The sequence below is a fragment of the Verrucomicrobiota bacterium genome (assembly GCA_039192515.1).
Taxonomy (GTDB): Bacteria; Verrucomicrobiota; Verrucomicrobiia; order Methylacidiphilales; family JBCCWR01; genus JBCCWR01.
On sequence record JBCCXA010000007.1, the window covers coordinates 77,729 to 90,254 of the forward strand.

The 12,526-nt window shown below is 43.2% G+C and carries 12 protein-coding genes; 9 read left to right on the top strand and 3 right to left on the bottom strand.

Features of this window, described 5'->3' with window-relative positions:
* Window positions 1–8: 8 nt before the first annotated feature.
* Window positions 9–1,367 carry a carbonic anhydrase family protein gene (locus AAGA18_04995; GenBank protein MEM9444692.1) on the bottom strand — a complete coding sequence of 453 codons (1,359 nt, stop codon included), beginning with the start codon at window positions 1,365–1,367 and terminating at the stop codon, window positions 9–11.
* Window positions 1,368–1,866: 499 nt separating this feature from the next.
* Window positions 1,867–3,006 (bottom strand): Xaa-Pro peptidase family protein, encoded by a 1,140-nt coding sequence (locus AAGA18_05000; GenBank protein ID MEM9444693.1) that lies wholly within the window; start codon window positions 3,004–3,006, stop codon window positions 1,867–1,869.
* Window positions 3,007–3,037: 31 nt separating this feature from the next.
* Here AAGA18_05000 and AAGA18_05005 point away from each other — a divergent pair, with 31 nt between their 5' ends.
* From AAGA18_05005 to AAGA18_05045, 9 genes are all read left to right on the top strand, one after another.
* Window positions 3,038–3,562 (top strand): cob(I)yrinic acid a,c-diamide adenosyltransferase, encoded by a 525-nt coding sequence (locus tag AAGA18_05005; GenBank protein ID MEM9444694.1) that lies wholly within the window; start codon window positions 3,038–3,040, stop codon window positions 3,560–3,562.
* 177 nt (window positions 3,563–3,739) lie between these two features.
* Entirely contained in the window at window positions 3,740–4,471 is a 732-nt protein-coding gene (locus tag AAGA18_05010) for an FHA domain-containing protein (protein MEM9444695.1), read from the top strand.
* A gap of 74 nt (window positions 4,472–4,545) precedes the next feature.
* Window positions 4,546–4,968 (top strand): SufE family protein, encoded by a 423-nt coding sequence (locus tag AAGA18_05015; protein ID MEM9444696.1) that lies wholly within the window; start codon window positions 4,546–4,548, stop codon window positions 4,966–4,968.
* A gap of 214 nt (window positions 4,969–5,182) precedes the next feature.
* Window positions 5,183–6,730, top strand: coding sequence for a hypothetical protein (locus AAGA18_05020; protein MEM9444697.1), 1,548 nt, complete (start codon window positions 5,183–5,185; stop codon window positions 6,728–6,730).
* Window positions 6,731–6,767: 37 nt separating this feature from the next.
* Window positions 6,768–7,433, top strand: coding sequence for an ATP-binding cassette domain-containing protein (locus AAGA18_05025; protein ID MEM9444698.1), 666 nt, complete (start codon window positions 6,768–6,770; stop codon window positions 7,431–7,433).
* A gap of 62 nt (window positions 7,434–7,495) precedes the next feature.
* Entirely contained in the window at window positions 7,496–8,614 is a 1,119-nt protein-coding gene (locus tag AAGA18_05030) for an ABC transporter permease (protein MEM9444699.1), read from the top strand.
* A 48-nt stretch (window positions 8,615–8,662) separates the two neighbouring features.
* Complete coding sequence (locus AAGA18_05035) at window positions 8,663–9,562, top strand: YHYH protein (protein MEM9444700.1); 900 nt, start codon at window positions 8,663–8,665, stop codon at window positions 9,560–9,562.
* A gap of 207 nt (window positions 9,563–9,769) precedes the next feature.
* Entirely contained in the window at window positions 9,770–9,988 is a 219-nt protein-coding gene (locus AAGA18_05040) for a zinc ribbon domain-containing protein (GenBank protein ID MEM9444701.1), read from the top strand.
* Window positions 9,989–10,089: 101 nt separating this feature from the next.
* A complete protein-coding gene (locus AAGA18_05045; GenBank protein MEM9444702.1) occupies window positions 10,090–11,274 on the top strand; it encodes a GTP-binding protein in 1,185 nt (394 codons plus the stop codon).
* A 51-nt stretch (window positions 11,275–11,325) separates the two neighbouring features.
* On the opposite strand, the gene zigA is transcribed toward AAGA18_05045, so the two are convergent.
* Complete coding sequence (zigA, locus tag AAGA18_05050) at window positions 11,326–12,525, bottom strand: zinc metallochaperone GTPase ZigA (protein ID MEM9444703.1); 1,200 nt, start codon at window positions 12,523–12,525, stop codon at window positions 11,326–11,328.
* Window position 12,526 lies beyond the last annotated feature (1 nt).

Here is a 12,526-nt window from a genome sequence, read left to right on the forward strand (position 1 = left end):
TTTATGTCTTATGGTATGCGGCGAACAATTCTGCTAAAGATAGGCTGTGTCGGGCGGTTGTTAGGTGGAATAATTGCGCGGAATTTTTCTATTTGTGAAACGGAAGCCTCTATCGGTTCGCTAATCAGATACCATTGAACGCCTTCAGTGCATGGTGGTGTGGTAATAGACCCCTCATATGAATAGTAATTCAAGTCTTTAGGTAGCAGTTTGGCGATATCGAACTCTAGGCTTTGAACGGTCTCTTGAGTATCTGGATCGATTGGAACATGCTTCCACAAAGCCTTAATCATATCATTGGGACGGCCTTCTTTTACAAAAACACCAACGATTGCTAAACTTCCATTACCATCCCTGTGAACAAACTGAATCTCCATGGCATAATGTTTAGAGTTAACAGTGTGCTCGCTTGGTGAATGGAAACGAAATTTTTCTAGCTTGTAATCTGTTTGGTTTGCGTGAAGTTGGCAGTCTGATTTCACATGGAACTGGATAGTATGGCCATTATTGGATAGGTGCGTCATAGAAGGTGAGTAAGAAAAGGCTAATGGTTTTAGAGTCACACTAAAGAGGGAGTCTGTTATGTCTATGGGTGATTGGCTTTTGCCAGTTTTAGCCAAGATGAAGTCGGGCGATAAGTTTGCCCAGAATTCAGGGCCAGTCTCGCCATCATAAGACCAGTTATCACCTTCTTCAGAATTGCCTTCGTAACCCTCGCTATGTGGCGTATAAGATGGACTTGCCGTTTCCAAAACAGGAGCACGGAGGTCCTCTTCTTGGTCAGGAGTGTTTTTCGTATGTTCTAGTTCTAAGTGGTGGTGTTTTAGATCTTGATGCTCAGCTTTTTCTTTGTGAGTAGATGTTAGTTCGTTCTCTTTAGTAGGTAGTAGAGGGTCTACTTCTTGTTTTTGATCAGAAGTTTGGCTTCTAGGATCGGTATGTTGTTCTTCTTCTAGTTCATGTTTATATTCCGATGCGTGATCTTTGTCTGGATGCTCTCGATTGTTTGAAGCTTCTTGTTTCTGAGTTTCTGCATGCTTCTCTGGATCGGAAACCTTCTTGGTAGGTACTTCTTCAGTCTCAACAGGTTCAGCAGCTTCGGTAGGAGGCTTCGGAGCGGTTTTTTGAGATATCTTTTGAATATTAGAAGCTTGTTTCTTGATAGGCTTGGTCGATGGTGTTTGATGCTCATCTGGATCTGGATCGTGTATCCTCATAGGAGCAGTCGGTCGTTTGGCTGTTTGAGAGTTCTCGGTAGCTTGCTCTTGATTAGGTGCTTTTTTTTGACGTTCGTCGCTAGATAGAAGTGTAGAAATGTTAAAGAAGAGCGTTAAACCTAGAGCGGCTGCAATAAGGGCGTGTTTCATGGTGAAAAATTAAGTGGTTCCTATTTCATCTATGATCGACCCTTGGGCACCAGGATTTTAGATTAAAATAACTTGCAGGACCCTAAAAAGTGCTTGGCCAGATAAACATCCTGAAGATCTAAAACATTTTGGGATTCATATTAAACATCCATTTTAGGCATACCCAGCTTCAACCAGGGTATGCAGGAGATTGAAATATTCATAGGTTTTACCGTAGGATAGATCTCCTGATATCAAGACGGATCCAAGTACTAAGGGGCGAAACAGATCTCTAGAGCCTTTTATCCGTGAAACCATAGAATGTCATACTAGATGAGATACTGTTGCCATTCATTAGAAAATGCATGAGCTCTCAGAGTTCTTGGTATCCAAGCTCTTGCTATTCTTGGCATAGATGAGCTTCTCCTTCTATTAGGATGGGTCCTCTACCTTTCTTTTATGCGAAGCTCTTGAGATATGCTCATGCGACGAGTTTGTTGGTTTCTGTATCGAAGGGAATTTACTTGATATGCAGAAACTTTGGGATTTCGGTGAGATTCTTGATGCCATTGCTTTTTACGACTACTAGATCTTCAATTCTGACGCCCCCTAGATGAGGGTAGTAAAGGCCAGGTTCCACAGTTAATACCTGGTTTGTTTTGAATTTTCCATGAGCGAAACGAGGTGGTTCATGAACTTCTAGGCCTAGGCTATGACCCGTTCCATGAAAGAACCCGACCCACCGTCCATTTCGTTGTTCTGTAGGATAACCTTTGTTTTTAAAGTATGAGAGAATCTCTTGATGTAGCTCAGCTCCGTTAATTCCAGCTTTCATCTTATCGAGTGCGAGTTTTTGTCCTTTTAGAACCGTATGATATAATTCGCTGATTTTAGGCTCTAATTTGCCTTTAACAAAAGTCCTGGTTAGGTCTCCAAAATAGCCAGTTTTCTGATCGCGTGGGAAGATATCTATGATAATGGTCTTATTGGCCTTTAGAGGGCCGGAGCCCTTCTCGTGTGGGTCGCATGCTTGTCTGCCACAAGCAACTATAGTGTGTGCGGGAAGGCCTCCTCTCTTGATAATTGTCGCGTCGATTTCACCCCGTAGAATTTCTGAAGTAAGCCGTTGATTTTGCCAATTTAGGTATTTGTGTGGATCTATTTGAGACGCCTTGAGTATCTCGATAGCTTTATTCATACCTGCTTCTGCATGACGTTGTGCCTGGGTAATCCACCTAATTTCCGAAGCGCTTTTAATTTCTCGTTCGGGGAAAAAAGAGTCCGACTCTATTTTGATTTTGATTCCAGAATCTGTAAAGGCTTGGGCATACCCTATGGGAAAATAACTGGGAACGGTGACAGAGCGTATTTTTTGTTTTTTGAGGGCAAAAATAATACAAGCTAGGTAGGAAGGTTTTTGTTTTGAATGGGAAAGACTGGCTGTCTCTTCTTCAAGTTCAGATAAACTAAGGATATGATCAATCTTAGCGGTGCGCTTGGCTCGGTCTATTTCAAGTGGGCTTAATATGGCAAAGGTTTTATCGCCCTTCGTAAACCACGCCATTTCATCTGGCACAAAAAAACGTGTGGCATACAGGAGGTCAGCAGTGGTTTCGCTAGGTCCAATAATGAGCCTGCTGGAAGAAGGTCTTTTTTGCATTTGAGTCTATTAATGAGTAAGATAATGTCATATGTCAATTGTTACAAAGACAGGAGATGATGGGACAACTTCTTTACTATTTGGAAGAAGAGTTAAAAAAACACATCCAAGAGTGATGGCCTGTGGAAGTGTGGATGAACTCAATGCCGTTCTTGGTTTGTCTCGTGCAAATGTGAAAGCAAACTGGATAAAAGAGGAATTATTAGGTATTCAAAAAAACTTAGTAGCTATCATGGGAGAGTTGGCCGTTGCAGAAGAGGATCTAGATAAATACCAGGACTCAAAGGTCATTAAATTTCAAGACAGCATGCAAAAACACCTCGAATCACTGGTTGTAAAATTAGAGGCCATGAATATTTCTTTTGAAGGCTGGGTCATGCCTGGAAATAATCAGGGATCAGCCGCTTTAGATCTTGCTAGAACCAGCACGAGAAGAGCAGAGCGGGATTTATTGTTGCTTAAAGAAGCCGGCTTCCCGGTAGAAGACAAATTCCTCTCCTACTTCAATCGTCTATCAGACGTTCTTTGGCTTATGGCTAGAGTTGAGGATAACTGATTCAGGCTGTATTTTATGAATGAATTAACAAGGGTTGCCTGCATAAGGGATCTTATGTTATATTATCAAATGGTTTTAACTAGGATGTTGCAAATAGAAGTGAAACAAGACCTATCACAGATCACTAAGTCTCTATGGCATCATTTGGGTTTAAATCAGAAGGCCTAATCACTGGTAATGGGAAACAGCTCAATATTTTCATTTAAAGAAATGCTACAGCACTACTCGCAAAGTGGTAAAACTGGCTGCTTTGAGATCCTTTCAAAAGCCGAGCAAGGTAGGATATTCATTGTAACAGGATCAGTGATTCATGCTCAATTGGGTAACTTAGATCCAGAAGATGCAGCAATTCAAATGCTAACCTGGGAAGATGCTACTTATAAGTGGCATGAAGGAATGGCTCCAAATGACACCACTATGGCAGTGCCCGTTCAGGATTTATTATTAAGAGCCATTATAGTGCAAGGTGAGAAGACCTCTAAGGAAAGTACAAATGATCGGCTAATCGTTTCTCAAGAGCGCCCCATAGATTTAGATAAGCAGAAAACCCGTAATATACTAGATCCAGGTTCCGTGCGAGTAATGGCACTGGAAATTTCTAGTAATGAATTAAAGCCTTTCCGTTTTGTCTTAAAAAAGAAACAGACCACGGTTGGTCGTGGAGAGGAAAATGATTTATGTCTTTCGGATACCTCATGCTCCCGGAAGCATGCACTGATTATCCATTCAAATGATAATCTCATTGTAAGGGATTTAGGTTCCATGAATGGGACTTATATAGATGACCAGATCATTACGGAGGGCATTGCTAAGAAGGACCAAGTGATTGTTTTTGGTGAGGTGAGTTGTCGTTTAAGTCCCAGCGTCGTTCGAAAAGTGCCTGCAATGAGTGCTATCCCTCATCAGTAGATCTTTCAGCTAGTACTTTCGTGAAAAATCTTTGCATAGCCGCAAGCCTATAGATGTGGTATCTATAAATTTAGATGTCTATTGATGAGAAAAGAAATAAATTAGTAAATAGTTTGAAGTTAATTGCCGATCCAATGGAGCGGTTGGCCTATGTCATAGGGAAAGGTAAAAAAGCGGAAGCGCTGGAAGAGCAATTAAAAATAGATCAGTTTAAAATTGAAGGCTGTGTTTCAAACTTATGGATTGTTCCTGAATTCAAAGATACGAAGTGCTTTTACAAATGTGATGCAGATGCTGCTATTACAAAAGGTGTAGCTACCTTGCTATGTGATTTTTATAGTGGTTTCAGCCCAGAAGATATTCTAACAGTTGAGCCTTCATTTTTAGCAGAGGCCGGAGTTTCCCAGCATTTGAGTCCAAACCGTAGTAATGGTTTAGCGAATGCCGGAAATTTTATGATGCAATTTGCTGAATCTTGTCAGGCTGCGAAAGAATGAATCTGTGAGGTGGCTGGCGATAGCATCAATTCGCCTATATCAATCGATCGTGTCTTCCGTTTTATTTTTATATTGAGACAGGTATGTCGATATCAAACCTACTCGCAGTCAATATACTAGAGATTCTCTCTGGACAGAGAAGAATCTAACTAATTGAAGAAATTTGTATAATTCGATGTTGAATCACATGAGATCGCCGGCAATCTCAAGAAATATGGCAAGATTGCTAGTATCCTTGTCTTTGTGGCTAATGGTTGAAGCTGCCGTGCATGCTTATTGGCTTACACCAACAAGAGCTGAAATTATTAAGAGCCGTGCAGAGTTCTATATTGAAGAGGATTCAGTTCGCCTTAACCTTTTCGCAGCAAAGGAGGATCTTGATAAGTTTGCTAAGCTCTTGTCTGGTAAAGATAGTCAAGTAGAAGAGTTTTTTCAAAACAGTCTTCACCTCAGCACAGATTTTCAAGATAAGATAATGGGAAGAGTTGTAAAAACAGGTGATTGGAAAACGCTATTTCCCGAGTTAGCTGCTAGCCAAGCACAAACTAGCAGACGTCGTATCGAGTACGCTAAATACATAGAAGTGCGCTTCTCATTTAATAAAACACCTACCCGTGTAGATATTTCACCTCTTACTTATAACAAGGAGGTGCATAAGCTAGGGATGATTTGCTTTCATTTATCTTTACCCGTCATTGAAGTGCAACCCTTGGTGCAAAAAGAACGGGTGATTTTGGATTGGCGAGATCCTTGGAAATCACGTTTTACAAATAAGAAGTGGGTCAAATATCCTGAGACCCCTGCTATTTCTTTTTTGTATATTGAGAATAAGGAAGTAAGGCATGAAATTATAGTCCGTCCAATCGATTTAAAGCCTTGGTTAGAAGTTGATTGGATAGATAAGCCTCTTTGGGGCCTTAATCTGAGGCAGCAAATTAAGGACGATGTCAGTCGTTTTTTAATGAAGCACAGCGAAATTGCTATCGATGGAGTAAAGACTCCATTTGACATAAGCCAAGTCGACTTTATGCAGCTTACTAGTAGAGGCGCTAACCCAGTTGATGAACTAGAATTGCTGCGCCCTAAAGGAGTGCTCCTCGGTGTTATTCTAACATCTCAAAGAAGGAACTGGCCTCAGGAAGTAAAGCTCGATTGGAAACTCTTTGGAGAAACCATTCACGAGGTTGCCGCAAAAGTAGCTGATGACGTACAAGAGGTTTCCAGAACTCTCAAAAAGGGCAATAATCAGTTGCAGTGGGTGGCAGCAACAAACAAGAAAATGGACAACTTCAGTGGGGGAGTTTCATCGAAATCATCTTTAGCTGAGTCACTTATTAGGTTTTCTGGCTTTGGCGGAATGAGAGAGGATAAGCTAAAGGGTGTTTTACAGGCGTTATTGAGACGGATCTATGGTGCATTTGACTACAGAAATGAAAATGATATTTATGACTCCTTAGCAGAATGTGTTGAAGGCGACTTGTTACAAAGGATCTATCTTGAAATTAAAGAGGCTCTCACAGTGCAAAACAAAGAAGGCCTGCGAGTGAGGGTAAATGCCGTAGAGATATTAGCTGCGCAGACCGTTGATTCATTTAGCGGTGGCTATATAGTAGAAACTAAATGGAATGTATCCGGTAGCGTGGGGCACTGGGGCCATGTTCACCGAAGAACAAATCAATATCGAGCTAAGTTAAAAATTCAGGCAGCAGATTCTGTATGGAAGCTGTTAGAACTAGAGTTAATCGATGAGGAGCGACTGTAAGATATAAATAGTCATACTGTCTTTATCATTATGCTTTATGATAAAATTGACTGAAGTCGAATTTTCTTACAAGAGCGGAGATTTTCTTCTCGAAATACCAAATCTAGAAATAAAGGATGGCCAGCGATTGGCTGTTATTGGTGCGAGCGGCTCTGGCAAGACGTCTTTATTGAATCTAATAGCGGGCATTGAAGTGCCACAACTAGGCCAGGTAACAGTTGCCAATGAGTCAATATCCTCCATGAATTCGAATCAGAGGAGAGTTTTTAGGCTCAATGAGTTAGGTCTTATTTTCCAAGAATTCGAATTACTTGATTACCTCTCATGCCGTGAAAATATTCTTTTGCCTTATCGAATTGGCACAGAAATGGATATCAATAAGGAGGTGTTGGAATGGGTCGATTTTTTGTCGAATAAGGCCGGGCTAACTCACTTGCAGCAAAAACATCCTAAACACATTTCACATGGTGAAAAACAACGGGTAGCGATTTGCCGCGCGTTAGTAGGGCATCCGAAAATTGTCCTAGCGGATGAGCCTACAGGGAACTTAGACCCTGAAACTAAGGGGCAAATTATGGAGCTAATTTTTGATTGTGTAGATGAAGTAGAAGCGACTTTTGTGATGGTTACCCATGATCACACTTTGCTAACTAGATTTGATCAACAAATTGATTTTTCTAAACTCACAGGCGACAAGGAATGATCGGTGCGCTTTATCTGGCTTGGTCCTACATAAGATATTATCGATTCAGAAGCGCTCTTCTATTGAGTGCTATCTTTGTTATTTTTTTAGTGCCTTTAGGGTTGCGCACTTTTGTAACTCAGGGAGCTGAGCTCCTTTTAGAGCGAAGTCAACAAACACCTCTAATCATTGGTTCGAAGGCAAGTGGACTGGAGCTTGTGCTGGATAGCCTTTACTTCCGGAGGGATGTCGTAGAGGCAATTCCCTATAGAGAATTGGATGAAGCCACAAGACAGAATTTAGGGAATGTGGTTCCATTACATACCAGATTCTTTGCCAGCAAGAACCCGATTGTGGGAACCAACTTGGACTATTTTGCAATTAGGGAACTTGAGCTCAAAAAAGGGAGAGATTTCGCCCTGCTTGGTGAGTGTGTGATTGGCGCAAAAGTTGCTGAGGTTAGAGGTGTTGGCGTTGGTGATGAAGTTATTTCTAGTCCAGAAGAAGTTTTTGATTTAGCTGGGGTTTATCCCTTAAAAATGAAGGTGGTAGGAGTTCTAGAAGAGACCGATTCTGCAGACGACCAAGCCGTTTTTGTAGATCTCAAAACAACCTGGATTATAGAAGGGCTGGCTCATGGTCACGATGATATTAGTGACAACGTTGATAACGCCAGTGTGTTAAGCAGCACCGATAGCCATACCATAGCTAATGCTTCAGTGAAAGAATATCGCGAGATAGATTCTGGCAATATAGCTTCTTTCCACTTTCATGGAGATGCCGATGAATTTCCTATTCACGCGCTCCTCGTCTTCCCTGAAAATCAAAAAAATAAGGTGCTCTTCCTTGGGCGTTATTTAGATAGAAAAAAGTTTTTAAGTATCTATCAGCCGGAGCAAGTGATTGAAGGTCTTCTGCAAACAGTTTTTGCTTTAGAAAAAGTGATATTGTCGGGTTTACTCATTTTGTCGGTATCCATGTTTATCATTGTCATACTGGTGTTTTTTCTCTCCTTCAAATTAAGATCTAGAGAATTCGAGACCATTAAGCGAATAGGTGGGTCAGATCAATTTGTTCTGAAGATGCTTCTCTTTGAAGGAAGCACTATCATCCTGTTAGCTCTGCTACTGGCCGTCTCTTTAGTATATTTGGTCGAAGCATATGTGGATGATGTCTTGTATTGGGCGTTACTTTTCTTTTAGCCCGGCTTAATTTCGCAACTTGTTCTCAGAAAAAGAGTTTTATAATATATGTTTACATCGGGTAGCAGAGCCATGCTTTTTTTGCTGCTATTGGGTCTGACAAGCTTTGCTGCAAATCAGCCTAAGGTAGAGATTAGCGTGCAGCCTCCTTACCGTATGGTTAGGTCCAATGGCATAGCAGACCATCAAACAGGGCAATTCCCCAATCGAAGAAATCCACATCAGATCAGTGCGCAAGCATATCATTTTCGTATGCCACTAACTCCCCAGGAAACTAATCATAAGACACCGACGAAAGGTAAAAGGAAAAAGTATATTTTCGGTGTGGCACTTAACGGTGTGGTTTTTGACCCTTCCACCGCAGAATACTGGAAAAGGAATCCACGTAGTGGATGGAATTATGAGGCACTAACTGGCAGGATGGACCTTGGCTTGGATAGCAGTCAAGCCCATGTCCAACCTAATGGAGCATATCATTATCACGGAATTCCAAGGTCACTCGTAGAGAAACTCAAAAAAAGTGAAAGCATGGTGCTGATTGGCTACGCTGCTGATGGTTTTCCCATCTATTCAGAATATGGTCATCGTGATCCAAGGGACCCAAGCAGTCCATTGATTAAGATGCGCTCGAGTTACCAAGTGAAGAAAGGCAGTAGACCCTCTGGCCCTAATGATCCGGGTGGAAGCTATGATGGGTCATTCACAAAGGATTGGGAATATGTTGGGAACCTTGGGGATCTGGATGAATGTAATGGTAGGTTTGGCATGACGCCTGAATATCCTCAGGGAACTTACCATTACTATATAACAGATACTTTTCCTTATGTTCCCCGCTATTTTAAGGGTGCTCCAGACAATAGCTTTCTTAAACAACGGGGTAATCATGGAGGCAGGTCCGGTCCAGGAGGTATACCTTCTTTCCCACCACCTCACCACCATCAAAGATAACGGACCCGCACTCTCTTATGTTGGGAATCACATGAGCTAGAAAATTCCAAAACATCATGCTTTGCAAATGGAGGAAGAATAATTGAGGCGGATATCAATATTTGTGTTACTATCATTTCATTGTGTGCCTTGTTCAACTTTCGTTACATGATGTGCGTTAGATTCATTCAATAATTAGAAAGAAATTGAGCAACCATAAAGGAGACTATGCCCATTTACACTTACGAGACTATTCCCAAGAAAGCATCTGAAAAACCGATCCGTTATGAAATCAAACAAAGTATGACGGAAGATGCTCTTTCTAAGCATCCGGAGACGGGTCAACGCATTCGTAGGGTTATTACTGGAGGCTTTTTTACTTCATCCAGTAAAAGTGGCTCGAGTAGTCATGGTAAATGTTGTTCCAATAATTCATGTTGCGGTTAGGCTCTTAGGTTCTATACGTTGGGGGATAGAGGAGTTTGTTGTGTTGATGCTAGTATTTATGAGCCAATTCCGACAGACTCGTTTTTTTAGCAATCAGTCCTATGAGCTCAATCCCAATTATTGCTCTCTGTGGTTTCCTCGGCTCGGGTAAGACAACACTGCTCCGACGTTGGCGACGCGACCAAGCCTTGCGTGACGCAGCAGTGATCGTTCATGATCTCAGCGAGCTTGGCGTTGATGCCGAGCTGCTTTCTGAAGAAGGCTCGACACCTGCCCTTGGTTGCCTTGCAGGTCGCGTGGCGGCGCTGCATGGTAGTCATGCGCGCGATCAGCTTTATGCTTCTGTGGGGACAGCTCTCAATGAGATTTCTGCTCTTGATCCTGTTGCACCTCTCGTCCTATGTGAAAGTACAGGAGCTGCTCGCCCGTGGCCATTAATCAAATCACTCACGCAGGACGAGCGATTCTCCTTAAGACACTTCATTGTTACTGTCGACGCTTTGAATCTGCATCGCGATTTCGCAGACGGTCGCATGTTAATTGACGAATCCTTTGGTACGCAAGATGTTGCGCTTCGCCGGGCTGCAGAAGTTCTCGCTGAGCAGATAGCCTTTGCTAATGTGATTATCCTCACCAAGATCGACACCTTACCTAGGCATGTAATTGATGCCCAGATCCCAATCCTTCAGAAGCTCCAGCCACGGGCAGCTATCGGGCTCTCGGCCCAAGCCGGACTGCTGCTTCCCCAGCTTGAAGAGACCCCTGCTCCGAAGGTCTCTGTATTAAAAGGGCTTGCTAAGGACCTGGACCTCTCCCAGCAGTCCTCCACCGCCGACAACATAGAATCTCTGGTCTTCCGTGATCAGCGGCCGTTCCATCCGGAGCGCTTGCACGAAGCCTGCTGCAACCAACTGAGCACTGGACTTTACCGAACGAAGGGTTTCTTATGGCTTGCCTCGCGCCCTGCTCATGTGCTCCTCTGGCAGCAATCCGGGAGTCAGATTGCTCTTGAAATCACTGGTTTCTGGCGCGCTGAAGTCGTCCACAATCGGGATGGGAAGCTGTTGCCCGAAGAAGTCGAGCAATTGAAGGAGGATCTCGAAACTCAGCACCCTATTTTTGGCGACCGTCACAACGAGCTCACTCTCATTGGTCTCAAAACGGCCTCAGAATCATTTGCCTCCGTGCTTGAGAACGCTTTATGCACTGATGAGGAAATCAGTGCATGGCAAAACGGAGAGAGCTTTGTCGACCCTTGGCCCAAATCCATTCGTCGCATTGATTGATCTTAAATCCACTGAACTTAAAAATTTTGCTCAGCATAAAGAATGGTAAGATCAGTCCCACTCTGGAAAAGGGTCGATGAAATGGTTTCTCCATTCTCGTCTTTCCATGGCCATTTCCTCTTCTGTTAGAAGGGCGCTATCCAACATGGCGGTCAGAGCTTCGCGGTCCATGTTCATCCCAATGAGCACGATTTCTTGGCGACAATCTCCATAAGGGCCTTGGCTGATACGTTCGATTTGAGCAAGTTGATCAGGATCTTTGGGCCAATGCTCGCGAGGAATGGCTGCCCAGAAAAATCCTAAGCATTCATGTTTACTCATGGCACCTGCTTGTGACCAAACGCCTACATTTCGTGATCGAGTCGCGAGCCAAAAGAGTCCCTTCGAACGAATTACGCCAGGCCATTCGGTATGGAAAATTTTGAAAAGTCGCTCGGGGTGAAACGGGATTCGACGCTCGTAGAGGAAATTCGAGATGCCGTATTCTTCGGTTTCAGGCGTTTGTTCCACTAGCGAATGGAGCCATCCGCTAGTTTCCTCAGCTTCAGCGAGATCGAAGAGCCCAGTTCCCATGACGCGATCAAGAGCAATTTCAGAATGGGTTGTTTCATAAACCTTTGCCTTGGGATTGAGCGCCACTATCATGCCACATATACGCTTGCGGTCTTCTGGCGAGATTAAGTCGATCTTATTAATCAAAATAACGTTAGCGAACTCGACCTGGTCAACGAGCAAGTCGACTATAGTTCGTTCATCTTCCTCCGCTACGGCGGTGCCACGAGCCTGGAGGTTGTCGACGCTTTCGTAGTCTCGCATAAAATTCAAGGCATCAACTACTGTGACCATCGTGTCTATTCCGGCAATGTCTCCAAGTGAGTGGCCATGTTCATCCCTGAAGGTGAAAGTCTCTGCTACTGGCATAGGCTCACTAACGCCAGTTGATTCGATAACAAGGTGGTCGAAGCGACCTTCTCGAGCTAGTTTCCCAATCTCAACAAGCAAATCTTCGCGAAGTGTGCAGCAGATACACCCGTTCGACATTTCGACCATTTTTTCTTCTGCATGGGAGAGTGAGGCATCGTTGGAACGAACGAGAGCGGCATCGATATTGACCTCACTCATGTCGTTGACAATCACCGCAACCTTCTTGCCTTCACGATTGCGAAGAATATGATTGAGTAACGTCGTTTTTCCAGCACCAAGAAACCCGGAGAGGACAGTAACAGGGAGTTTTTGGTTACTATTTTGCATA